We start from the raw sequence: 23,584 nt of genomic DNA, 5'->3' as shown, positions 1-23,584 counted from the left end.
ACCTGAGCACTCTGCTGCCATTGGACAGTCTCGTCAACTCACTGGTGCCTATGAGTCTGTGATCGTGAGCTTCAGTGGCCGAACATCCGGATTGCCACTGTCGGAGACCATTCAAACGCATCGCCTTATTCCCGCGTAGAGATCACGGCCGTCGATGGAAGGTCCATCGACGGCCGTGCCACGGCTCAATTGCTGTCAATCATGACAGGAGTAGATCGTCATAGACGGAAAGACGTGCTCACGACTCTTTAGCAAAACGAAAGAGCTTCTTGTTCGCGAATTCCAGCATCCCTACTTTGCCCATCTCCCGGCCATAGCCCGACTTCTTGACTCCGCCGAATGGTACGTCGGCCCCGACCAGCCCAGCCGCGCCGACAAAGACCATGCCGACGTCAAGCCGAGTCCCAACGTCCTCTGCGCGTTCGATGTCATCGCAGATGACAACCGAGCCGAGTCCGTAGGGCGACGAGTTGGCGATATCAATCGCCTCATCGTCGGTGGAGGCTCTGTACAGCTGCGCAACGGGACCGAACAGCTCCTGGCTGTACACTTCCATCTCAGGAGAGATACCGCCCAGCGCTGAAGGCGTGTAGATGTTCCCGTCCGGATCATTGTCACCGGTCAGAAGCTCGGCACCCTGCTCAAGCGCTGTCTTCACTTGCACCTGAAGATCATCGGTTGCCGATTTCGACGAAAGCGGGCCGAAATCTCCGCGATCATATGAAAGAGCTCGGAGCGCCTGGACGAATTTGACAGAGAACTCGTCGTAGTACTTCTCCAGCACAATAATCCGCTTCGAGGCTGTGCAGCTTTGCCCGCTGTTGTCCATGCGACCCTTCACCGCCTCGGCGACTGCGAAATCGATATCATCGGTGTCGAGGACGATAAAGGGGTCCGCTCCGCCGAGTTCGAGCACACACTTCTTCAGATGACGCCCTGCCTGCTCTGCCACGATCGCCCCGGCTTTCTCCGAGCCCGTCAGTGATACTCCCTGAATGCGGTCGTCGGCGATCATCGTCGAGATCTGGTCGTGTGACGCAAACACGTTTGTGTAGGCGTCATCGGGAAATCCTGCGTCGGAGAAGAGCTTCTCCAGTGCCAGAGCTGAATTGGGGCATTGCGACGCATGTCGCAGAATCACGGTGTTTCCCAGGATCAGGTTCGGCACCGCGAACCGAACGACTTGGTAGTAGGGAAAGTTCCAGGGCATGATGCCCAGCAGCGGGCCGATGCCCTGGAACCGGAAGAAGCTCCGCAGACCATCTTCGACCTCAAGGACCTCGTCTGCGAGCCATTCCTCTGCTTTCTGAGCGAACTTTCTCGTGATTGCACTGGAGAATTCGACTTCGCCCCGTGCCTGAGCCAGAGGTTTGCCCATCTCCAGGTTGATGATCGACGCGAGTTCGTCCTTCCTTTCGAGGAAAAGTCCAGCGAGCCTCTCAGCGTGTTTGGCTCGATCTGCAACGGACGTTTGCTGCGACCAGGACCGGTACAGCGTATGGCTTAGATCGAGCGCTGTCTCGATCTCCGAGTTCGACGTCTCGGGGTACTCGGCGATGACCTTGCCGGTCGCCGGGCTGGTTACTGCAAATACACTCATTGCTACGTGTCTCCTTACTATTCGACAGGATTGACCATTTTGTGGGCTCCGGTCCCCGCCCCTATGCTCCAGATGTTGACCTACTTGTCAGTCGAGGGGACCGTGGCGGCATAGAACCGCTGAGTGGCCCTGCCTTCAAGGTGCTTCGCGGTGCCGGCTTGGTTCCCGGGCCGTTCGGACGTCATTGGCACCCCGACGTCCCAGAAGGCTCCGTTCGAGGTGAGATAGCGCCACGGTTCCACATGTGCGACCACGACTGCCGGGCGATCCTGGTTCTTGGCTTCATCCAGGGCGGTGTCGAATTCCTCGAGAGTCGTGGCCGACCAGGACGCGCAGCCGAAGCTGGCCGCGTTCGCGGCGATATCGACATCAACAATGGGGCCGTCGAGTCGTCCGGTCTCAGGGTTGCGTTCGCGCAACTGAGTGCCAAATTCTGCCGGGGCACCCTTGCCAACCTGAAGAGGCCAGATGCACTGGTGCCCACGGTTGTCGATGACGATCACGATGATCTTCTTGTGCTCCTGAGCGGCTGTCACCAGCTCAGTTGGCTGCATGAAATAGGCACCGTCGCCGATCACCACATAGATCTCGCCCGGATCATCAGGTTTCGCAAGACGATGACCAAGACCGGCCGGGAGCTCGTGGCCCATGCAGGAGTTAGCGTATTCGAAGTGAATCTCGGTGCCGTTCGATGGATCCCACGCTTTGTGAATTCCTTCAACCACACCGCCGGACCCTACGACCAGAGTATCTTCATTCGTGGAAACCTGATTGAGCGACTCGATGACCTGTGCCTGACTCATCAATTCGTCGGAAAAGTCCTGAAGATCATGATCGCGGATCTCTTGAGTGGCCGATTGTGCTTGTGCGATCTCCTCACGGTATGCGGCGGGGGTCTCGTACCTTGTCAGGGCCAGCCTGTCATGCAGCGATGTCAGCGACGTCCGAGCATCTCCGATGACGGGGAACGACCCCATCTTGTGAGCATCAAAGGAGCCGACGTTGAGGTTGACGAACTTGACGTCGGGATTCTGGAAGAGTGAGTGAGAGGCGGTGATGAAGTCTTGCAATCGTGTGCCCACGCAGATGACGACATCGGCGTCGTGTGCCAACCGATTCGCTCCGATCGTGCCCGTTGTTCCAATCCCTCCGACTCCGAGGTCGCCGAGAGGCCCGGAGCCTTTGCCGGCGAAGGTCTCTGCCACTGGAATTCCGAACGCAGTGCTGAACCGTGCCAGTTCTGATTGCGCCTTGGAGTATCGGACACCTCCGCCAGCGATGACAAGTGGTTGCTTTGCTCCACGGATGATTTCGGCCGCAGCATCGATCTCGTCCTCTGTCGCCGGACGGCGGCGAATATTCCACACTCGTGGGGTGAAGAAGCTCTCGGGGAAGTCGAATTCGGCACCCTGAATGTCCTGTGGCAGGCAGACGACGGCAGCTCCGGTATCGACGGGATCTGTCAGAATCCGCATTGCCTCGGGCAGAGTCGACAGCAGCTGGGCCGGGTGAGTGATCCTGTCGAAATACCGGCTCACCGGTCGAAAGCAGTCGTTGGCTGAGACGTCCCGTTCGACGGGATGTTCGATCTGCTGAAGGACAGGATCACCGAAGCGGTTGTTGATGATATCGGCAGGGAACAGCAGGACCGGCAACCTATTGGTCGTCGCCGTCGCCGCACCAGTGACCATGTTGGTTGAGCCTGGACCAGCAGACGCCGTGCACGCCAACGTCGCCGCGCGATTCGAGGCCTTGGCGAACCCGATTGCGGCATGGACCATGTTCTGTTCGTTCTTTCCCTGATAGTGCGGGAAATCAGTTCCGTATTCATCGATGCCCTGCGCGAGTCCCACGGAGTTGCCGTGACCGAAGATTCCATACATTCCTGGAATCAGACGGCGGCGTTCGCCGTCGTACTCGCTGTACTGAACTTGCAGATACTCAACGATCGCCTGGGCAACAGTCCTACGTCGGACTGTATTCGCAACGTCTCTTGTCGGTGATTCTGCAGCGACAGTGGTGCTCATGGTTGCTCCTTAGTAGTTGAAGGTCGTCGGCGATAATGCCGGTGTGAACGTTGTCCAGGATCACACCCCTGTTCTCCAGGAATGTGTACCACTTTGAAACGCACGCTGCGCTCGAGTCGAAGACTTCTCTCATAGGGGCGTCGAAGAAAAGTTTTCGACTGCTAACCAGAGTTCGAACGCATCTCGATATGATTTGATATCGCGCCCGGTCAATTGCCCGATGCGCTTCAGCCGGTATCTCAAAGTATGCTCATGGATGTACAACTGCGCCGCCGTCGCCCGCAGTTGTCCCTGGTTGTGAAAGAACAGCCTCAAGGTGTGCAGCAGTTCCGTACCTTCTGCCTCGTCGTACTCGAGCACCGGCCGGAGAGTATCAACAGACAGGGTCTCGATCTGACCTTGATCAGGGTTCAGCCAAGGTGCGAGAGTGTGATGGTCTTCAGCAAAGACAGCACAGTTATTAGTCTCTTTGTTGGCCAGAGTCAGCGCCCACAGTGCTTGCCGGTGCAGTCTCGTCATGCCCCGGACATCTGTCGACATCGCGCTGACACCGATCTTCGCGCCGGTGTCGCAGGCGAGCTGCGAAATCACGTTGTCGCCGCAGGCGACTACAGCAATCAGAGCGCCCTGAGACGTCATTAGGTGAGATCGTGCCCGATCGGCGAGCCAATCGCGTAGTGCGATTTCGAAGTCGTCATTGTTCGAACGACTCTCGATCGCCAGCAGCCGGAAACCTTGTTCGGGCGGGATGCCCGCGTTGATGAATCGAGCCTCTAGCAGCTCGGGTGATTCACTCTGCTCCAGAGCCGACGATAGGGTCGTACTGTTCTGGCGATGTTCGGCTTCACGGCGTCGTTGAACGTCCACGGCGTCGAGTGCAGCCACAGTGCTGATGTGCTGCAGAACTGTCAGACCCTCAGGAACAGAATCAGCGTGTTCCTGTGCGACGAGATACGCGGTGACACGATGACCGACGAAGAGCGGAACAACATACCCACCGTGCACGACTTGCAGCTCATCGCTGAGGTCGAGCTCGAAATCGGAAGGCACCCAAGGCCAGTCAGTCAGCAAGGGACTCTTCGCCGGAGTCACTAGTGCAAGCCTGTAGCCAGACACTCTCTCCAGCTGCTTGTACATCTCTTTGACGTTGTTTTCAGCGGTGTTTCGCAGGCGAAGAGTGTCGTAGATGCCCACGTGTCTGGCCAAGCGGTCGCGTGAAGCACGTTCGTTCGCGTTCGCGACAATGTAGGACAACTCGATGAAGGGTACCTGGCGAGGAATGCGCAGGATGGGAAAACTGGCCTGATTGGCCGCACGGAGTAGTTCGTCCGTCAGAATCGGAGCTCGGACACTGACAACGATTCCCGCCAGTCGGTGCTCGGCCAAACGCTGCAGATACTCAATTTGCCGGTTCGGAGTCTGAGGAATTCCGAACCCGTTGACGATCAGCAATTCGCCGCCCTCGAACCATGGGCCCGGATCCTCAAGCTCCGAGGTGTGAGTCCAACGCACGACGTTACCCGCGCCAGCAGCCCCCGCGATGAGCTGCAGACCGAGGTGGGGTATCGCCATCAGCTCAGCGATGGTCATGCTGCCGTCAGCGGGCCTGCTCCTCTGGACTCCCATCAAGTCATTCCTCACTCCTGGAACTGTCGTGCCCTCGAATGATGACGGGACACGGCCTTCCCTCAGTCGAACTTGTACGGTTCGTGTGGCCCGACCGATGGCAGCGGCCGGGGCCTCTGGCAGGTACTTTGCACGTCGATGTGCTCGCCGCGTTGAGATGACTCTTCGAAGGCCAGCAGCACTTCGAGGACGTGGTATGCGAAACTCGCTCCGGTCCGCGGTTCGACTCCGGTGCGAATCGCGTGTCCGAACTCTGCAAGACCGATTCCCCGGTATGCGTCGTCGCGGTGAGTAAGCAGAGTCTCCCGCCAGTCTCCGCCTCCGGGCGGAGTCATATCGAGGGCAAGGTCGCGCGCCTCTCCCCTGCGGAGAATCGGCGCTCCGTCGAAGTGGTCAGGATTCGGGGCAGCGATCGAACCTGACGATCCGTAGATCTCGAAATGAGGAAGATTGTGATTCCACACGTCCCAGCTGACAATGACTGTCGCCACTGCTCCGGATTCGAAGTCGATTGTCCCTGACACATGGGTCGGGGTTCGAATGTCGATCTCGCCGTCATAACCACCTTTGCCGTCTGGACGTGGCCGTGTCTCTGAGCTGCGTTGAGCGGAGGCTGATACGCGCCTGACCGGACCAAAGAGGTTGATGAAGTTAGTGACAAGATACGGTCCGATGTCGAGCATCGGGCCGGCACCCGGGCTGTAGAACGGATCGATGTTCGGATGCCAGTGCTCGTAACCGTGGTTGGCGAACGAGGCGAAGGCCGCGACCGGATCTCCGATCCACCCGTCATCGACGAGTTTGCGAGTCGTCTGCATTCCCGACCCGAGAAATGTCGTCGGAGCGGATCCGACCTCGACTCCTGCTTGCCGTGCAGCGTCAACGACCTTTCGGGCTTCCTCGAGTGAAGTCGCGAAGGGCTTTTCGGACAGCACATGTTTTCCGGCATTGATCGCCTGCAAAGACACAGGTGCGTGAAGGTTCGGCGGCGTGAGGTTAAGCACCAACTCCACATCTTGGTCCGCGAATAGCTCATCCGGTGTCAGAGCCTTAGGAATGGAGTACTCTGTCGCCCGTCTGGTGACAGCGTCGGCGTTCACGTCAGCCAGGGCGACGACGTCGACATCGGGATGTACTCCGATCTTGTCGAGGTATTGGTTGAGAACATTGCCAACACCGATGATTCCTACTCGAATCGGTTCCATTTGCATATTCCTTCAGTAATAGAGGTGGTCAGTCTCGGACTTTAAGCGGATCTGAGTAATGACTGTTCACGTCGGCGGAAGTGTTGAGGCAGCCGGCGTGCGAGCCCAACGGTCAGGTCGTCTCCGCTATGTACGCTTTCAAAATGGACGGCAACGCTACTGTGTCATTGCGGGACACTTCCGCTGCCCTGCGAGAGATTTCGCCGCTGCTTCTCGGTGGCTGATGAATCAATCGTGCCGTGCTCGTCGATCCGCACGCCATAAACTTCCCACGCGGCTCTGGCCGAAACTCGTCCGTCATTGACGTCGACCAGGACCGCCTGGGGGTCTCGCTCCAGTGGATCACCGTAACCGCCTCCTCCTGGGGTGATCGACACCACTTTCTCACCCCGACAAAGGTCGTAACGGCCGACGACGGGTACCGCGCGCGGCTCGCCGCCCGAGACGTCTTCCACCCACGCTTCCGGCGCTGCTCCGCCGAGTCCGCCGCGGACTCCCTTCGGGGGATTCTCTTTTCCTTCGATCCCATAAGTCAGCGTGACCTGGTCAACCCTTGGCTCAAAGGTCACTCGCGATGCGAGGCCACCACGCTGTTTCCCCGCGCCTCCGGAGTCGGCGACCAGGGCTCGTTCGTGAATGAGGATCGGATAGCGCTGTTCATCGACCTCGACGCTGTCATGGTAGAGCAAGGCACCGCAGACAGGACGCTGATAGGTCGGCCAACCGTCTACATACGGGGTCGCAGGGCCTCCCACGCCTCCGACGAGGATCTGATTGACATAGGCATTCCCGTTGCGCTCGTCAGTGCCCGAGATCACGGCCTTCGCCGGTGTCTGGCCTGCAGCGCCCTCGGCGGAGCCATACCCGTCATCGATCCGAGCGAATGATGATTGGACGATGTTGACAACGCGGTCGGCCAAGTTCGTCGTCCCGGACGAGCATGAATGTGGGTGCTTCGGCACACCAACGGCACAACCTTCTCTCAGTTTGACCTCGATCCGTCGGAACGTGCCCGCGTTACTCGGCAGGGTCTCAGGAAGACCGGACAGAATTCCGGCAAGCGCGGCCCCTGTCGCTGTAGCCCGGGTGAGGTTGAGACCGTTGGGCAGGTTGTCCGGATTGTCTCGAAGGTCGATCGATACACGTCCCTGTGTCGGTTTCACAGACACCGTCGCTTGAATGTGCACGCCCTCGGGATCTGTCCCCGGGAACGGGTCGTGGGTAGACTCACCATGCAGATCGACTTCCGGCAACGTCTCGATCGCGTTCTGGGCCAGACGTTCTGAATAGTCAAACCACGCTTCGACGAAGTCGACGACGTCATCGGTGCCGAACTTTTCAGCCAGTTCCTGAATGCGACGTTCTGCGATGCGCGAAGCACCTACAGACGCCAGATAGTCGCCATACCACTGATCGGGCACCCGGATGCGAGAACGGCACATCCGCACGACGTCGTCGACGTCGGTATAGTCACGCTGGACTCGCACGCAGGGAAAGATGAGTGCGCCCTCTTCGTAGACATCTCTCGCAGTGGCAAAGAACGTCGTCGGCAGCGAATCACCGCAGTCTGCCTGGTGAGCCTTGGTCACCGCCGTGAAAAGATGCTGACCACCGATGAAGATCGGCACGAGAATACAATGGTCCGCAGCATGCGAGTTCCCGAGATAAGGATCGTTATGCAAGAAGGCATCGCCTTCTCGGATGTCATCGTGCAATGCGATCATGTCTTCACCGAGTGGTCCAGCTCCGAAGACATGTACAGGAACACCTTCCGCTGCGGCGAGAAGTTGGTTGTCGGCCGTGAGCACCGCGCACGAAAAGTCGCGAGCGGTATTGATCACTGAGGAACGAGCCGATCGCAGGAGTCCATTGGTCATTTCTCGCACGATGCCGTCGAAGGCGTTCGCCAGTACCGAGAGTTTCACAGGGTCGAATTCGCGTGTCATATTCACGCCTCCTTGGTGTTCAAGTAGAAATTGGAGTTCTCGTCCAGTTGGGCGTTCCACGTCGGTGGGATGACGATAGTCGTCGTCGGCAAGTCGACCACAGCAGGACCTGAGATCACATCGCCTGGACCCAACGTGCCGCCTCTGTAGCGAGGTGCGGAGTACTTCTCACCGTCGAACACCATCAGATCAGTTCGGTGCGTCTCTGGTGTTCGCGAGGCGTGGGCGTTCGAATCGATGAGCTCGGGGCGTGGAATTTCGACGCGCGCGCCCCAGGCAATGATTTCTACGCGGCTGCTGGGATCGTGAGTCCCATTTCGGTGGTCGTGTTCCTTGTGGAAGGCCGCTTCGATGTTCTCCGCGGCACTGTCAGCCACGGGGGCTTCGCTCAGATACACGCGAAGGTCCCAGGCTTGTCCCGGGTACCGGGCGTCGACGAAATAGGTGAACTCGGCGTCGGCACCGGTTCCAGGGAATCGGCGCGCGAACTCGTCTGCCTTAGCCGACACCTCTTTCACCGCGTTGGCTGCCGAATCGACATCGAAGCTTCGTGTGTCATTGTGCAGCGGGGACAGGAACTCTGTGGCAATGGGCGCTTTGTGCGCGCCAAAGGCTGCGAGTACTCCCGCAGTGGCGGGGATGAGCACAGTATCGGTTTCCAGCAGCGATCCGATTGCCGCTGCCACCATTGCTCCTGCCCCTCCGCCTGCAACGATGAGAGCACCGCGGGGGTCGACCCCCTGCTCCAGGGCGGACTGTCGGATGGCCGTTGCCATGTGGTGGGCCGAGACGTCCAAGATCGCCTGAGCGGCCTGCTCGATCGTCATGTTCAGTGGTGTGGCGATTCGAGATTCGATCGCCTTCTCAGCCGCCTTCCGGTCGAGCGTGAAGCCACCCTCGAATCCCTGGGCATCAAGATATCCGAGAGCCACACACGCATCCGTAACGGTCGGTTCTTCTCCGCCGAGGCCGTAGGCTGCGGGACCCGGTGTGCTTCGCGCACTCTGCGGTCCGACTCGAAGCAGGCCCCCTGCGTCGATCCATCCGATCGATCCACCACCGGCACCGATGCTCGTAACCGCTACCGACGAAAGGCCGGTCAGATGGCCGACGAACGGTTCTCCGAGCCACGCCTCGCGGGTATGGCGTACGGTGCCCTTCTCAACGAGGGAGACGTCGAAGGTCGTGCCCCCCATGTCGCAGACGACGACTGTCTCCCGGTTCGGAGCGGCAGAAGCACCAACGAGCGGAGCCATTGAGGGTCCGGAATTCAACAGTAAGACCGGTCGGTCGAGAACGTCGTCGACGTCAAGTACCGCGCCTTCGGATGTCACGACGAGTAAATCACCGTCGAACCCCGACCCGACGAGGTCTCGACGCAGATCCCCCAGGTGAGCTGCCATCAGTGGCTTCAGCGATGCGTCGATAGATGCGGCCGATGTTCGACGATACTCGCGGATGATGGGGTTCGCGTAGTTCGAGAGCGTGACCGGCACGCCAGGAAGGATTTCCTCAATGAGCTCGGCGACCCTTCGTTCATGAGCGTCGTTGACGATCGACCAGAGGAACGAGACTGCGATAGCCTCAACCCCTTCTGCAGCAAGGCCCTCTAGCAGGGTTCGGACATGGTCTTCGTCCAGCGGTTCGAGGACTGTGCCTTCGGCCGAGACTCGTTCGCGAACTTCGTAGGTGAGTCCCCGGGGAATGTAGGCCGGAGGGTAGGCAGCCTTCGAGTCGAACGCGTCACGCCTTCCACCCTCGCGCAGGAGCAGGGTGTCGGCGAAGCCTTCGGTGACGAGGAGAGCGGTTTTGGCCGTTTTGCCAGTCAACACCGCGTTCGTCGCATGTGTCGTGCCATAGACAATGACTTCGGCGTTGCGCAAGACCTCGTCTCCGCTCCAGCCGACCGACTCGGCAGCGCGTCTGACGGCGGCTTCAAAACCAGTGAAGACGCGATCATAGGTCGTTAACGCCTTACCCATGGCAATTCCACCGGTACTGCAACCGACAACAACGTCGGTGAACGTGCCGCCGGTATCGACCGCGATTCGATAGTGGACTTTCTTCGACAGAGCAGTGTCGTTACTCATGTGATTTCAGCACCTCCAAGGTGGTAACTCAAGTTCAAATCGATGACTCCTTTGAGCTCATCGACGGGCGACGGTGTTGCGCAGAATTCCGACCTCTTCAATGTCAATCTCCACCACGTCACCGGAATCCAGCCAAACTGGCGGATTTCGCTTCGCACCGATTCCTTGTGGTGTACCAGTGGCGATGACATCGCCTGGATTGAGAGTAAGAAAACTAGAGAGGTAGGAGACTATCCGAGCGATCGAGAAGATCTGGTGTCGGGTATTCGACCGTTGATACTCGACCCCGTTGATTCGAGTCACCAGCTCCAGCGACTGCGGGTCACTGATGTCGTCGAGAGTCACGAGAGCAGGGCCCCACGGCGTTGACCCATCAACGGCCTTGCCCGGAAGCCACTGCGTCCCCCGATACTGAAGATCGCGTGCGGTGATGTCGTTCAAGATAGTCATGCCGGCGACGTACTCCAATGCCTCGTCTTCGGAAACGTTCGCGGCGGCTCGGCCGATCACGACGGCCAGTTCACCTTCGAAATCAAGGTTGTCAGTGACATTGCGTCCGCCGATCTCATCGTCGGGTCCGATGAGGGTCGAAGCAAACTTCGCGAAGACGTCCGGGTGTTCTGGAAGGGCCCGGCCGGTTTCAGCCACATGGTCCTTATAGTTCAGCCCGACGCAGAGTACTTTCGACGGCCCGACCACAGGACCGACAAGATGTACGTCGTCGAGGTTGCCGACTCGGGATCGCGGGGACCTCGAGAGCGTCTGGCTGACCGAGTTGGACAGCGGGGTGATGGCGTCGCCGTAGTTCTCGAGCAGATCCGTCACGGAGTTGTATGCGCCTCGAGTGGCCTCGGGTGTGTCATTTAGCAGCTCTTCGAGATCGTAGATCTCTCCATTGAAGACAACGCCTCCGCGCGTGCCGGACTGGTTGCGGTAGGAAACAATTTTCATGGTTTGGGTTCTCTGCTTTCGTCTTAGCGTGCTGTGGCGACGTCGGCGATTGCAGCGGAGAGCCCCTCGGCAATCTCAGCGCCGACCTTGTCGTCCATGGGGGTCGACAGGGAGAGAAGGTTCGCCGGCGAGCCGAGAAGTCCGCGCCGATACGTTGCCCACCAGAGTCGGTGTTGAATATCTTCGGCGACTTTGTCCGCCCCTTCGGGGACGGCGCGTAGCAGGGAACCTCGTCCGCGGACCTCCCACCCCAGACCCGCAATCGACTTGCTAACCGTTTGACGCACGGAGTCGCCAAGGTCGTTCAAGCGGTTTACCTGATCTTCGGTGTACAGTCGCAGCGCGGCAGCTCCGGCAGCCATGCTGACTGGGTTGCCGGAGAAGGTTCCACCGTGAGGTAGATTGCCGGATCGCGTCGGGTCTACTTCCGCCATCAGGGAACCGAGGCCAGCGACGGCTCCGACAGGGAAGCCACCACCAATCAGTTTCCCGGTTGTCAGCAGATCGGGCTGAACTCCGTACTCTCCACTCAATCCGTTGTAACCGAGACGGAGACTGATGACTTCGTCGATGATCAAGACGATGCCGTGCTTCGTCGCAAGATCACGTGCCGTTCGCGCGAACTCCTCCGAGACGCTGACGAGTCCAGCGCGGTTCGGAAGCAGGTCGAGGATGATCGCTGCATAATTGGTAGGTGCCGACTCCACCACGTGCGTGAGGTGTTCGATGTCATTGAGCGGAACAGTGGTGACATCGTCAATCACCCCTTGTGGGACTCCGCGGGTGTAGCCGGGTCCTCCCGGAACAAGGGCCAAATCGGACGTGCCGTGGTACCCGCCCTTGGTGACGACGACCTTGTCTCGACCAGTGCTGGCGCGAGCGATACGCACCGCTGACATGACTGCCTCAGTGCCCGAGTTGGTGAACCGTACTTGGTCAAGCCCGGGGAGACGGTTCAAGAGCAGTTCAGCTAGTTCCCACTCGTAGAGATTGGGGATACCCCAGCTGGATCCGGCTGACATCGCTTCGACGGCGGCCGCTTTGATTTCGGGGTGAACATTTCCATGGATAAGGGAGGTGAAATTGTTGTTCGCGTCGATGAGTTTTTGGCCGCGATCGTCCCAGACACGACACCCCTCACCTCGAATCGCATAGGGACTTGGCGCGCCTGTGTAGTAGGTGGAACGTCCGTAGCCGCCCGGCAGCATGGGATAACCCCGCGGGCCCTTGCGAAGATGGGGGTCGATGGCTGAGCCGGCGACTGTGGCGTTCTCGGTGTCAATCTTCATCGTTGACCTTTCGACTATTCAGTTCACGAGATCGATCAGTGGCTGACCGGTCAAGACTCGGCGGACACGGTCGACAGCGCCATTCTGCAAGGCCCCAGTGGAGCGATTCGAGCGCCATGCGATGTGTGGAGTAAGGATCGCGTTAGTGGCTGACCTCAGAGGATGCTCCGGGTCGAGAGGTTCCTCTGCGAAGGTATCGATTCCTGCCCCGGCGATATGTCCGGATTCCAATGCTCGTGCCAGGGCGACCTCGTCGACGAGACCACCGCGTGAGACGTTGACCACCACGGCACCTTCTCTCATCCGTTCCAGGACTTCACCTGAGATCAGGTTTCTGGTTTCGCCGGTGAGCGGAAGATGCAACGAGATGACGTCAGAGTTCTCGAGAATGTCATCGATATCGGCGAGTGTGAATGCGCTTTCGGAGACGAATGGATCGTAGGCACGCACGTTCGCTCCGATGGCCGAATACATGCGCGCGACATGCTGGCCGATGCGACCCAATCCGACCACGCCGACGTCCAGGTTGGAGAGCACAGGGGTGTCATATCCGATGACCCCGTTCCACCCGTTGTCCCGAATGGCAGAGTCTCCGGCTGGCAGTCGGCGAGAGAGTGACAGTCCCATTGCCAGGGCATGTGAGGCGACTTCTTCCGAGGCAGTTCCGGGAACAATTGACACAGGGATTCCTGCCTTCGTCGCGGCATCGACGTCAATATTGTCATAACCGATCCCGTACCGGATCACTGCGCGACATTTGTCCATCGCCGGAAAATCGTCGGCGGTCAGCTTCGCATATGGAGTGATCATGACAATTTCGGCATCTGAGAGTCGCTGCTTGAACTCTTCTGTGTCAGTGGTCGGAACCAGTTCGTAGTCGAGTTCTGATGCCAGTGCGTGCTCGCGTTCCAAGTCGGGGAAATGGTGCGGGGCAACCAGGATGATTCCCTGTCGCTCATGGTTCATCGTCATCCGTCCTATCTCATAGTCAGTAGTTGGTGCTCCCGGGCCGCACTCGCACGATCCGGGCTCGAGTTCAATTACATGACAGGTGGACGGCGGGAAACCGTACCAATCCGAGACACCTCAACGGACTCGTCGGTGGTCAGGTCTGTGCACCCATCTTCAGACGTTTTTCAAACGAGTTGCCGCAGTATCAATGCAGTCGAGAAGGTTGCGGGAACACTGACGAGAGTGAAATCACTGGTCAGGAGGCGTCTGCGGAGACCTCACGTGAGTAGCGGTGCCATCGATATGCCGACCGTCGTGGGCCGACCGACAGATTCAGGCATTCTCCGCAGCCAAAGCAATGGTTCGCCAGTTGCAGGAGACTCGTCGGGGTGCCCGGACGCTGGGCTCGGGAGCGGGAAGTGACTTGCTGGGGCCACCTTGAATCTATTCCAACGCCCAGCTTGAGCGGAGTTGTCGGTAGCGCTGTATGAGGCGTTCAAGGTTTGTCGTGCTGGCGACAACTCCGCAAACAAGCTCAGAAGCCGCCGCTGACGGAGTAGACCAACAATACTGCCGCAAACGAAAGCAGGGATTCGATTGTCGACTGCACTGTCCAGGTCTTCAGCGTTGTCTTCACATCCATTCCCAGAAGATTGCCGACCAACCAGAATGCGGAGTCGTTGACGTGACTGGCAAAACGTGACCCTGCCGCGGCGGCAAGCACAATACAGACGAGCTCGACCTCATTGAAGCTTCCCGAGCTCACGGCTGTTCCAAGGAGTCCGCCGGTGGTAGCGATAGCCACGGTGGCAGAGCCTTGTGCTACTCGAAGAGCTGCTGAGATCAAGTATGCCGCGATGACCACCGGAAGCCCGAGACCGTCAAGGGAGGCATAGAGTGCGTCTCCGATACCGGAAGAACGAAGGACTCCCCCGAACATTCCTCCAGCACCAGTGATGAGGATGACGGAGGCAACTGGGCCAAAGGCACCGTCGACGAGCTTTTCTAGGGCGCTACCGCTTTCGCCACGGAATTTTCCGAGTACGAGAATTGCAGTCAGTACTGAGACCAGGAGCGCGACAGGGGAGGCTCCAATGACCATGACGACCTTCACCCATGTTGTGTCAGCGTCGACGACGCCAGCGCTCGTGAGGGTGTCGAATCCGGTGTTCAAGAGAATGAGCATCATGGGGAGGACAAGGATGAAGATCACCCAGCCCACTCTTGGCGGCGTTTGCGGCTGATCGTCATCAAGTGCACCGAATAGCGCAGGAATGACCATCGGATACCTCGCATTGACCAAGCGAGCCCACAGATATCCGCTGATGTACCACACCGGCAGCGCAATGAGCAGACCGAAGACCAGGACCAGTCCGATGTTTGCGCCAAAGAACTCACTTGCCATGACCGGCCCTGGATGCGGAGGAACCAGTACATGCATGATGGAAAATGCTGCAGCAGAACTAATCCCGTATAGCAGTAGGCTTCTACCGCCCATTCTGCGCGCAACCGCGAAGACGATCGGAATCATGACGACGATGCCGGCATCCGCGAACATGGGTATTCCCATGACCAGAGATGAAATACCGAGAGCGAGTGCCGCCCGTTTCTGCCCGAACACGGCCACCATTCGTTCCGCGATCACCCGCGCACCGCCACTGGCTTCAAGCAGGCGACCGAGTATGGCACCGAAACTCACGACGAGGGCAACCGACGTCAGCGTACTGCCGAACCCGTCAAGCATAGCTGGAACGATCTGCTCCGCGGGAATCCCAGCAAATGCTGCAGTGAGCAAGGAGACAAGCACCAGAACCACGAATGCATGGAGCCGAACGACGATGATGAGGAAAAGGATCAAGGCCACACCTCCTGCCGCGATGGCGAGGAGCGGTACCGTCCCTAGAGTCTGAGTCCAATCTTCCATATCTTCTCTTTTCACACAGTTCGATCAACGGGGCAGAGGACCCGAAGCAGGTCCTCCACAGATTCGGCCATCGCTCTTGGCTCATCCTTCACGAACCGCGATACAGACATGAAGATGCTTCTATGCACTGGGCACTATGGCAGACGAGATCGTTCAAGACCTCGCAAAATGCGACGACTGGGGGAACCGACGGACCGTCAGAATTGGTGGCTCATCGGGTGAGAATGACACATGGTCCACGTCCAGGCGTGACGCGAGCACGCACCTGCGCCATTTCATTCGAACAGACTGCGCAGAGGCGCGTTCAGGAACGTGCCGCTCGGATCCATCTCTCGCCGCAATTGAATGAAATCGTCCCACCGGGGGTACACGCTTCTATAGAAGTCTGCCGTGCGAAGACGCGGTTGCTTACCCCAGTGTGGACGTCCGGGGAACGGATCTAGTGCTTCCTCCATCGCACGAAAGAAGGCCCGATTGTCATTTCCCCACGTGCGGACAGTGTTCAGCGACACCGCCGCATCGCCGCCGGTCGGAGACAGCCACGCATTGTCTCCAGCGGCAGTGCGCACCTCCAGAGGAAACGTATCGGGGAACCTCTCAAGTACTTGCAAGCAGGACTGAATCGCATCGAGCGCAGTGCCATAGGGAACGTAGGGTTCCACCTCCTCCCACGGCGGAGTGTATTGATCAGGATAGATCTTGTATGGGCGGTTAGTTCGATGTGCCGGGGAGCAGTCATCGTCGACGTCCGGGTCCACCTCGTCGAAGATTCGCACCAAAGTCGGCGTCGACGTGTCTGGCAGCGGAGGGAGAATTGCTGACATGTTGTACTGCTGTCCATGCACAAAGCTGAAGTGGCGATGGTTATGCGTCAGCTCTTCCCATCGCTCGAGCACGTCCGCTAAAGGCCGGAACTCGAGCGTTTCCTGCAGCTTGAACTTCGGTTCGAGCTGGATGTCGAGGCTCACAATCACACCGAGCATTCCCATCGAGGCGCGAAGTGCGGGCAATCGCGGATCATTGATACCTATCGTTTCCACTTCACCTGATGAAGTGACCACCTTCGCGCCGACAACCTCACCAGACAGCAGCTTCAGCCCAAGCCCTGAGCCATGCGTCGATGTGCTGATCGCGCCGGCGATGGTCTGCGCATCAATCGCACCTTGATTGCGGAGGCACAGCCCCGCGTTCCAAAGTGGCTCACCGAGGTCGGCAATCTTAGTCCCTGCTCTGACGGTCGCCTGTGCTGAAGACTGATCGATCGATTCGATCCCGCTCACTGCCGAAAGATCGAGCACTATGCCGTCTGTCGGCACCAGCGGAGCAAACGAATGGCCGCTCCCCACTGGCCGCACGGTGATGCCACGGCGTGTGGCATCGGCGACGACCTCGCTGATCTGCTCCACAGACTCAGCCTTCACGATAGCCTCGGGGCGGCAACTCTCCGTCCCCGCCCAGTTTTTCCAGATCCTGTTGATCACGAGGTCAGTTCCAGTTCTCTCGAGTTGGGCGCAACTACACAGCAGTCGACTCCATTGCAGCCGCTACCGACTATCGAAGTTGAAATACGGAGGCTCAAAATGTGCCAGTTTGACACGTGCGGGTGCCATGTTCCGCTTCAATTGGGGATGAACCGATGATCTGAGAAACGACGGTCGGGCGTGAGGACCGACTCACCTCGACGAACGTGAGTGTAATTGGTGAAGGGCGCAACAGAGCTATGTCCTGCTGCTTACAGGCAGGTCTTCCCAATCTTGTGGGCCAAGCTAATCGGGGTGATTTTGACTTCGTTCATGAGGACCACCTCCCGACATCACTCTGCAGGACAGACGTTGGCGAATCGTGCCTCAGTGATCGCGGCGAATCCGATCAGTGCGTGCTCCGCTCTGTTGCGGTCTCCGAACCCGTCATTCGGAGGCAGGCCACGACATAGGCGGAGTCGGATGGACCTCAACAGCACTGACTCGCTATGGCAGTTACCCGCTTAAAGATCGAGTCCCTTGCGGAGGAAGAAGTCCATTCTCCGATAAAGGGTCGACCGCCCGATTTGCAGGATCTCGGCCGTCTTGCGTCGATTGCCTCCCGCTTCTTTCAAAGCGGCTCTCAACTCGCCCAATTCGGCTTCTTCCAACCTGGAGAGTCGTCCTTGAGCGAGCGAGCGTTGATACTCCTCAGGTATGTCTCTCACGGACACCTCGTCGCCCCGAGAGCGGTCGAGTGCGTTGGAGATGACTGCGCGAAGCTGGTCGATATTGCGCGGCCATTCGGAGTTCGTCAAAGTGGTGACTAATCGCTTCGACAGCTTTCGGCCCTCGGATTCCTCGGCAATCGACCGTGCAATCACTGGGATGTCTTCCCTGCGGAGTCGAAGCGGTGGCACGGTGATTTCTATGGCACGAATGCGCTCAGTCATATGTAATGTAGCGTCTGTGTGGTGCTTCGCGGTGAATACGAGCCTCGTGTGATGGCTCTGTTGAATCCGGTGGACGATCCTTCTTGCTTCGAGGACTGACAGTTCGTCGGCGTTGAGCACGACAAGCGCCGAAGGATCGACGGCGAAGGCTTGGTTGAGGAGTTCAGGGAGCCTTTCGGAGTCCCCCTCGGGAGAATGAGCATCCACGAATACGCTTCCGCCGATAAGGGCTGTGATTTCCTCAGCGAGCCGTTGTTTGCCAGTCCCGGCCTCTCCAACGATTGCGACTGAGCGGGCTTGATCGACTGCCTTTGCAGCGAGACCGATCATCTGCTCAAACTGAGGGCTGGTTCCGTCGAGGCTCGCCTTCAATTTGTCCGTTGTCGAGGAACGTGTTGGTTGGATGGCCGGCGTACTAGCTTCGAGGCCAGTCCCGCTTCGGGTTGAGCGGGGTCGGATCACAGCAATTGCGCCCGCACTCGTCGCGGACAGCGATACAGCAGATACGCTCAGCTCGGACCACCCCGCACCATGCAGACTCACTTCCGTACTCGTCGGGCGGCCCGAGGACATCACTTCTTTCGCATAGCCTGAGACTACAGCCATATCGCCGTCATCGATCAACTCAACCGCAGCGTTGTTCATCAGCGAGTTTTTACCGTCCATTGCGATGACCGGCAGATTACCTCGCCTGCGCGAGACCGTCAGATACTCGTTCAATAGCGAACGCTCTTTCGCCGATGTCCGATCAGCAATCTCGTGTTCGATACGTGAGGTGATCCCCTCGAGCATGAGCAGTGTCGAGGTCGGCTCGATGGCGGGCACACGAGCCGAAGGGAAGGTCAGGCCGATCACCCCACGCACACGGTTGTGGAACGGATCCCGAATGAGAGTCGCAAAGCACCAGTTGCCGCGCATATCTTCTCTGAAGTGTTCTTCCGGAGCCAGCCAGACACTTCGTCCTTCTTCTAATGCAAGCCCTTCCCCATTGCTGCCGCAACTCTCTTCGAGCAACGAATAGCCTTCCGGGAACTCCTCTTCAGAACGAAGGAAGTCAGGTCGAACCAGTACACCGTTCGGAGCCGTCAAACTGACATAACCTCCAAGGTCCGACGCAAAGTTGTCGAGAGTTCTCAGATGGGTATCCGCCGCTTCTAAGGTTCGATCGTCAACCCGACCAGCATCGAACATGCCACGGTCGATCACCGCGTCCACGCCGGCAGCCCTGCTTCGAAACCATGATCGAGCGATCAACGGTCGGAGCCCAGTCAGCTCGACGTCATGGTCGCTGAGGAATCGGTCTCGGATGGAATCGACATCACGGGACTTTCGGTTTCGCTCAGGCGTCACCAGCGGGGACAGACTCATCGTCAGCAACTCCTCGTTTCTCGGCATCTTTGACACGATTTTTGAAAGGTTAGCACAACAACTTTCGGTTTTGAATTCGCGAAATATCCAGTCGCACCCATAGCCGACTCGACTTTTCAACAAACGGAACGGATGACTCCACACGGCCTTTCTCTGTCACCGACTCTTCGATCGTAAGCAGCTTCAACGATGTGTCCCATTTTGATACACACTTACCCTCGTCGAACGCGCGAGAGTCAGTTGACCACATTTTTCCTGTCGACCAGCATCGCCGATAAGGGTGCAATGCGGATCAAGACTTGCTGGCGCTGCAGAAAGGACTAAAATTTCCGTTCAGATTCTCATTGACCTGAGACGGGTCAACGATCGATCGGATTCAATTACTCAATCGTCCTCGATAAATAGCCGCATGATCCTCGCCAACCGGTGCGTGTCCCGCAGATCACCGACTAGAAGGTTCTATCGCCTGGCTGCCAAAACTGACTCATGGGATTGTCCCCCTCCCGCCCATCTCCGCGTTAAAATCCATCTCGGGAACAATGAGACCGCAATATCTGCAATAACAGATCCATCTGCTGACGATTAGATTCGTGCGGCAACCATTAATTCTTACCAGCCCCTCAATTTCGATTTTCCCGTATTTTCTCAGAAACCATTGACCAGATACACAAATTCCATAAAAGGAAAAGATGAAGCAATACACTATTGATTGCATTGCTGGAGACGGAATTGGACAGGAGGTAGTCCCTGCTGCGGTAGCGTGCATAAATGCAATTGCTGAATTGTATGGTTTTCGGATCTCTTGGCGCGATCGAAACTGGGGTTCTGATCGCTACTTATCCAAGGGCGCAATGATGCCAGTTGATGGAATCGATCAGCTAACCGACGGAGATGGGATCCTCCTAGGAGCGGTAGGCCATCCCGACGTCCCCGATCACATAACGCTGTGGGGCCTGCTCATCCCGATCCGACGTGCATTCGACCTGTATCTGAATATTCGGCCAGTGCGATTGTTACCCGGAATCGAACCTCGCATCACTGGAGATGGTCAAATAGACACTGTCATCGTCCGTGAGAATGTGGAAGGAGAATATTCGGAGGTCGGTGGTCGAGCGTACCAAGGCACTCGTCACGCTATGGCCTTTCAACAAGCGCTTTTTACCCGGCGCGGGGTCGAGCGTGTTGCTGAATACGCTGCAAAAATCGCTGAAGAACGAAGTGGCAAGGTCATCTCCGCGACCAAATCAAATGGCCTGATCCACTCAATGACATTCTGGGACGAAGTCGTCGAAGAGACGGTCTCCAGGCACGCTGGCGTCGAACTGCAAAGCGTGCTGGTCGATGCCCTCGCTGCCCGACTGGTGATTGCACCTTCGTCGGTTGACGTGATCGTTGCGTCAAATCTTTTCGGAGACATTCTCTCCGATCTCGTGGCTGCGACCGCTGGCTCTATCGGCATTGCTCCCTCGGCAAACATCAACCCGGACCGGACACAGCCATCCATGTTCGAGCCTGTCCACGGTACAGCGCCAGATATCGTCGGCAAAAACCTCGCAAACCCGATCGGTCAACTTTGGGCTGGCAGCATGATGCTGGAGCACATTGGCCAAGCTGCCGCAGGCACCGACCTGATGAAGGCCGTAGAGAACACGCTTTTACGTGGCGTTCGGACGAAGGATCTGGGCGGCACTGCGTCGACATCTGAGTTTGTCGCCGCAGTATTGGAAGACATTGAGGTCGCGGGGTCCGCCGGAGTCGAAGGCTGAACCGCGGTTCCACATTCGAATACGCATGAAATGGTGCTTTTCGCATGCAGATCGATGCGGTTGCACCTCGTTCGCAGGGCAACGCAACGCCTTGGCTCGGTTGGTGAGCTTCCCATTGATCGTCACACTGCCCGTGAGTTCTCATAGCCGCTCACGCGACCGTCCCCTCGATCCATGCTGTGAGAAGCGCCGTTATACAGTCCCGTCGGCGCAAGAAGCGACGTCTCGTGATCACGATGAAAGGCACTGCTGGAACCAGCCAACGAGCTCAGCTGCATGAGCAGTGGCAGCCTGGCCGGGTCATCCTTGGACAATGTCAGTCTTCACACGAAGAGTCATTCTCATTTTCTCAGGCCGCACAATGGCCTCCGGCTGTCCGGCCTGCGCCGCCGGTCGGTCAGGTGAATCCGGGTGTTGACCATGCTTCTACCAAGCGCTCGTTCAAATGTCGTCTGCCCGAATCGCGTACAATCGGTTGGGTAACGCCCCGGTGACCATTCGAGCTTCACAGCTCGGACTCTCGGGGCGACAGTCGTTTAGGACTGCTTCTCTCCGTCCGAAGACTCGGTTTCGAGTTATAGGCCAAAATGTGTGTTTGGGAAGGGCGTGTCGATGCTGTTCTTCATCGGGATCTGCCGCCCCAGCCCTTCTGGATCCCATTGCCATCTTCGACACTGAATCCCGTCCCGTAGAGATGATTCGTCTCCTCCCGGCCCGTCTCAGGTTTCACCGCCTTCGGTACGCTGCGCGATTGTGTCCACGCTCGTGGAGTAACGAAAGACCCGTACGTTCCATCACTGGCCGAATATCGCAAAACGTTCAATCGACCGGTCACTTCTACTGACCCGTCGATGTAGTAGTGGCTGTCGCCATCGTGGAATGTGCCGTGCGAGCCGTCTCCGTGCATCTCGGAGGTTCGGACATGGCCGGCGATCACGGTCTTGACGAACGGCCCGAACGTCGGAGGAAACTTCTCGGTGAGCACGTAGTCGGGCGTCGCCGCTCGCCACATCTCTCCCGCTTCCTCGTCAATGCCGGCGTGCACGAAGATGTGGTCGTCTGTCTCGTGGACACGCGGCAGCCTGCGCAGCCAACCGACGAGCTCTGAGTGCTTCTCCAGAATGGCGCTCTTGATGTTCTGGTTCATCGTCGGTCCGTCGAGCGCGGATGCGTCGCTGCTGGGATCGTCGTGCCCGAGCGCGTGAGCGAGCTCGAGAGGGTCGAGGAACGATTTCACGGTGCCGAGGTCGGCATCGCCCGTCAGCCAGGAGAAGTCCTCGTCATCGCCGTCCAACCAGTCGAGGAACCAGTCGTCATGATTGCCCAGGAGAGCCGTCACCCGGTCCGGGAACCGCTGCTGCAGGTCCCTGACTGTTTCGAGCACCTCTCGGCTGGCCGGGCCGCGGTCGACGTAGTCGCCGAAAAGGACGAGCTCGGCACCGGGGTCACGGTCCAGGCCGACGTGCTCGAGCACCACGCGGAACGGCTCGATGTGGCCGTGGATGTCGGAGACGGCGTAGGTGCGTTCGATGGTCATTCTCCCTCGGCGAAAAGCTCCTGGGCCGCTGCTCGCACCCGCGTCGCAAGAGAACACGGGTCGTCGTCCCCGTGGATCTCGATTTTCCGCTGATTGCCCTCGGAGGACTCGACGACGATCGAGACGACGGGGTTCCAGTAGTCGGCATCCTGGAGGATGGTGACGCGGCACTGATGCTCGTCGCGGAGGGCAAGACTCTCCACGGCGAGGATCGCGAGGTTCTTGGGATGGCGCTGGCTATCGGAGAGCGAGTCCCAACGCCGCATCGTCTCGGACCCTTCGTCATGCATGCTCGTGATCCCCTCCTGCACCAATTGTCCACCTTCATTGACTGCGACGAAACTGGACTCGGCCACCAGCATGAAGCCGATGGCCGAGTCCCATCCTCGTCAGTGCGCTCGAGCTGCTTTCTCCTCCGCGAGCCGTGTCGCGAAGCCCGCATGCGTTTCCCGGATCGCGACGTCGATGAGCAGACCCGTGGCCTCGATGTCGCCGATGTCGTGGTCGGTCACCTCGATCTCACGGACGAGCTTAGCCGTCGCGAATCGCCAGTCGAAGACAGTCCACGGACCTCGTTCGAAAGCCTCGTTGAGGTTCTCAGGCTCCTCGGTCCAGTCCCTGATGCGCTCGGTGATCTCGTCCTCGCTCAGCTTGGACACGTCTTCGCCGTCGAGAATGTCCTCGGCGTCGATGCTGAACTGGTAGCCGTCGTTCCCATACAGCGTTGCTTCGAACGGCCCCTCGGCTTCGATCTGTGCAATTTCCTTGGTCAGGTGTGTAAGTGCGTCGTTCATGCTTGTCAATCCGTTCCTGAGCACTGAAGGCTCGGTCGTCGTCCTGGGTTGTTGATCGGTCGTTTCGTGGCCCTGTCCTGACAAGGCGGGCGGGCTC

At 58.4% G+C, this 23,584-nt stretch carries 16 protein-coding genes; 1 reads left to right on the top strand and 15 read right to left on the bottom strand.

All coding sequences use genetic code 11. The annotated features are described in order from the left end of the window. Positions 1–238 precede the first annotated feature (238 nt). The 12 genes from SB749_RS14985 to SB749_RS14930 form a co-directional block, all read right to left on the bottom strand. On the bottom strand, positions 239–1,600 hold the full coding sequence (locus SB749_RS14985; RefSeq protein ID WP_410711018.1) for an NAD-dependent succinate-semialdehyde dehydrogenase: 1,362 nt from the start codon (positions 1,598–1,600) through the stop codon (positions 239–241). Between the two features lie 80 nt (positions 1,601–1,680). Next, on the bottom strand, positions 1,681–3,627 hold the full coding sequence (iolD, locus tag SB749_RS14980; protein ID WP_410711017.1) for a 3D-(3,5/4)-trihydroxycyclohexane-1,2-dione acylhydrolase (decyclizing): 1,947 nt from the start codon (positions 3,625–3,627) through the stop codon (positions 1,681–1,683). 129 nt (positions 3,628–3,756) lie between these two features. Then, positions 3,757–5,217, bottom strand: coding sequence for a PucR family transcriptional regulator (locus SB749_RS14975; RefSeq protein ID WP_410711016.1), 1,461 nt, complete (start codon positions 5,215–5,217; stop codon positions 3,757–3,759). Positions 5,218–5,315: 98 nt separating this feature from the next. After that, positions 5,316–6,458, bottom strand: a complete 1,143-nt coding sequence (locus tag SB749_RS14970; protein ID WP_410711015.1) for a Gfo/Idh/MocA family protein — start codon at positions 6,456–6,458, stop codon at positions 5,316–5,318. 164 nt (positions 6,459–6,622) lie between these two features. Next, on the bottom strand, positions 6,623–8,404 hold the full coding sequence (locus SB749_RS14965) for a hydantoinase B/oxoprolinase family protein (protein WP_410711014.1): 1,782 nt from the start codon (positions 8,402–8,404) through the stop codon (positions 6,623–6,625). A 2-nt stretch (positions 8,405–8,406) separates the two neighbouring features. Further along, complete coding sequence (locus SB749_RS14960) at positions 8,407–10,494, bottom strand: hydantoinase/oxoprolinase family protein (protein WP_410711013.1); 2,088 nt, start codon at positions 10,492–10,494, stop codon at positions 8,407–8,409. A gap of 57 nt (positions 10,495–10,551) precedes the next feature. Then, positions 10,552–11,445: a fumarylacetoacetate hydrolase family protein gene (locus SB749_RS14955; protein WP_410711012.1), complete on the bottom strand. Its 894-nt coding sequence runs from the start codon at positions 11,443–11,445 to the stop codon at positions 10,552–10,554. Between the two features lie 23 nt (positions 11,446–11,468). Then, positions 11,469–12,734 carry an aspartate aminotransferase family protein gene (locus SB749_RS14950; protein ID WP_410711011.1) on the bottom strand — a complete coding sequence of 422 codons (1,266 nt, stop codon included), beginning with the start codon at positions 12,732–12,734 and terminating at the stop codon, positions 11,469–11,471. Between the two features lie 18 nt (positions 12,735–12,752). Continuing rightward, entirely contained in the window at positions 12,753–13,706 is a 954-nt protein-coding gene (locus SB749_RS14945; RefSeq protein WP_410711010.1) for a C-terminal binding protein, read from the bottom strand. Between the two features lie 514 nt (positions 13,707–14,220). Continuing rightward, positions 14,221–15,609, bottom strand: coding sequence for a GntP family permease (locus SB749_RS14940; protein WP_410711009.1), 1,389 nt, complete (start codon positions 15,607–15,609; stop codon positions 14,221–14,223). 275 nt (positions 15,610–15,884) lie between these two features. Continuing rightward, positions 15,885–17,030 (bottom strand): D-arabinono-1,4-lactone oxidase, encoded by a 1,146-nt coding sequence (locus tag SB749_RS14935; RefSeq protein WP_410711346.1) that lies wholly within the window; start codon positions 17,028–17,030, stop codon positions 15,885–15,887. Positions 17,031–17,593: 563 nt separating this feature from the next. Continuing rightward, positions 17,594–19,390: a sigma-54-dependent Fis family transcriptional regulator gene (locus tag SB749_RS14930; protein ID WP_410711008.1), complete on the bottom strand. Its 1,797-nt coding sequence runs from the start codon at positions 19,388–19,390 to the stop codon at positions 17,594–17,596. A gap of 689 nt (positions 19,391–20,079) precedes the next feature. On the opposite strand from SB749_RS14930, the gene SB749_RS14925 reads away from it, so the two are divergent. Then, positions 20,080–21,156, top strand: a complete 1,077-nt coding sequence (locus tag SB749_RS14925; RefSeq protein ID WP_410711007.1) for a tartrate dehydrogenase — start codon at positions 20,080–20,082, stop codon at positions 21,154–21,156. Between the two features lie 622 nt (positions 21,157–21,778). On the opposite strand, the gene SB749_RS14920 is transcribed toward SB749_RS14925, so the two are convergent. Genes SB749_RS14920 through SB749_RS14910 form a run of 3 tightly spaced genes read right to left on the bottom strand, consistent with a single transcriptional unit; the run spans position 21,779 to position 23,487 of the window. Then, positions 21,779–22,693, bottom strand: a complete 915-nt coding sequence (locus SB749_RS14920) for a metallophosphoesterase (RefSeq protein WP_410711006.1) — start codon at positions 22,691–22,693, stop codon at positions 21,779–21,781. Beyond that, positions 22,690–23,049 (bottom strand): hypothetical protein, encoded by a 360-nt coding sequence (locus tag SB749_RS14915; RefSeq protein ID WP_410711005.1) that lies wholly within the window; start codon positions 23,047–23,049, stop codon positions 22,690–22,692. Before SB749_RS14915 ends, SB749_RS14920 begins: the two co-directional genes overlap by 4 nt. Positions 23,050–23,082: 33 nt before the next feature. Then, complete coding sequence (locus tag SB749_RS14910) at positions 23,083–23,487, bottom strand: hypothetical protein (protein ID WP_410711004.1); 405 nt, start codon at positions 23,485–23,487, stop codon at positions 23,083–23,085. Between the last annotated feature and the right edge of the window lie 97 nt (positions 23,488–23,584).

The organism is Brevibacterium sp. SIMBA_078, assembly GCF_046534565.1.
GTDB lineage: Bacteria > Actinomycetota > Actinomycetes > Actinomycetales > Brevibacteriaceae > Brevibacterium.
The sequence above is the reverse complement of the archived record's forward strand: the minus strand, read 5'-3'. Positions and strand labels throughout refer to the sequence as shown.

Bases quoted from the DNA above. Each gene is read 5' to 3' on its own strand.
- SB749_RS14930 (WP_410711008.1), bottom strand. From the start codon at position 19,390: ATGAGTCTGTCCCCGCTGGTGACGCCTGAGCGAAACCGAAAGTCCCGT.
- iolD (WP_410711017.1), bottom strand. From the start codon at position 3,627: ATGAGCACCACTGTCGCTGCAGAATCACCGACAAGAGACGTTGCGAAT.
- SB749_RS14965 (WP_410711014.1), bottom strand. From the start codon at position 8,404: ATGACACGCGAATTCGACCCTGTGAAACTCTCGGTACTGGCGAACGCC.
- SB749_RS14940 (WP_410711009.1), bottom strand. From the start codon at position 15,609: ATGGAAGATTGGACTCAGACTCTAGGGACGGTACCGCTCCTCGCCATC.
- SB749_RS14975 (WP_410711016.1), bottom strand. From the start codon at position 5,217: ATGACCATCGCTGAGCTGATGGCGATACCCCACCTCGGTCTGCAGCTC.
- SB749_RS14970 (WP_410711015.1), bottom strand. From the start codon at position 6,458: ATGGAACCGATTCGAGTAGGAATCATCGGTGTTGGCAATGTTCTCAAC.
- SB749_RS14910 (WP_410711004.1), bottom strand. From the start codon at position 23,487: ATGAACGACGCACTTACACACCTGACCAAGGAAATTGCACAGATCGAA.
- SB749_RS14945 (WP_410711010.1), bottom strand. From the start codon at position 13,706: ATGACGATGAACCATGAGCGACAGGGAATCATCCTGGTTGCCCCGCAC.
- SB749_RS14985 (WP_410711018.1), bottom strand. From the start codon at position 1,600: ATGAGTGTATTTGCAGTAACCAGCCCGGCGACCGGCAAGGTCATCGCC.
- SB749_RS14955 (WP_410711012.1), bottom strand. From the start codon at position 11,445: ATGAAAATTGTTTCCTACCGCAACCAGTCCGGCACGCGCGGAGGCGTT.
- SB749_RS14960 (WP_410711013.1), bottom strand. From the start codon at position 10,494: ATGAGTAACGACACTGCTCTGTCGAAGAAAGTCCACTATCGAATCGCG.
- SB749_RS14950 (WP_410711011.1), bottom strand. From the start codon at position 12,734: ATGAAGATTGACACCGAGAACGCCACAGTCGCCGGCTCAGCCATCGAC.
- SB749_RS14925 (WP_410711007.1), top strand. From the start codon at position 20,080: ATGAAGCAATACACTATTGATTGCATTGCTGGAGACGGAATTGGACAG.
- SB749_RS14920 (WP_410711006.1), bottom strand. From the start codon at position 22,693: ATGACCATCGAACGCACCTACGCCGTCTCCGACATCCACGGCCACATC.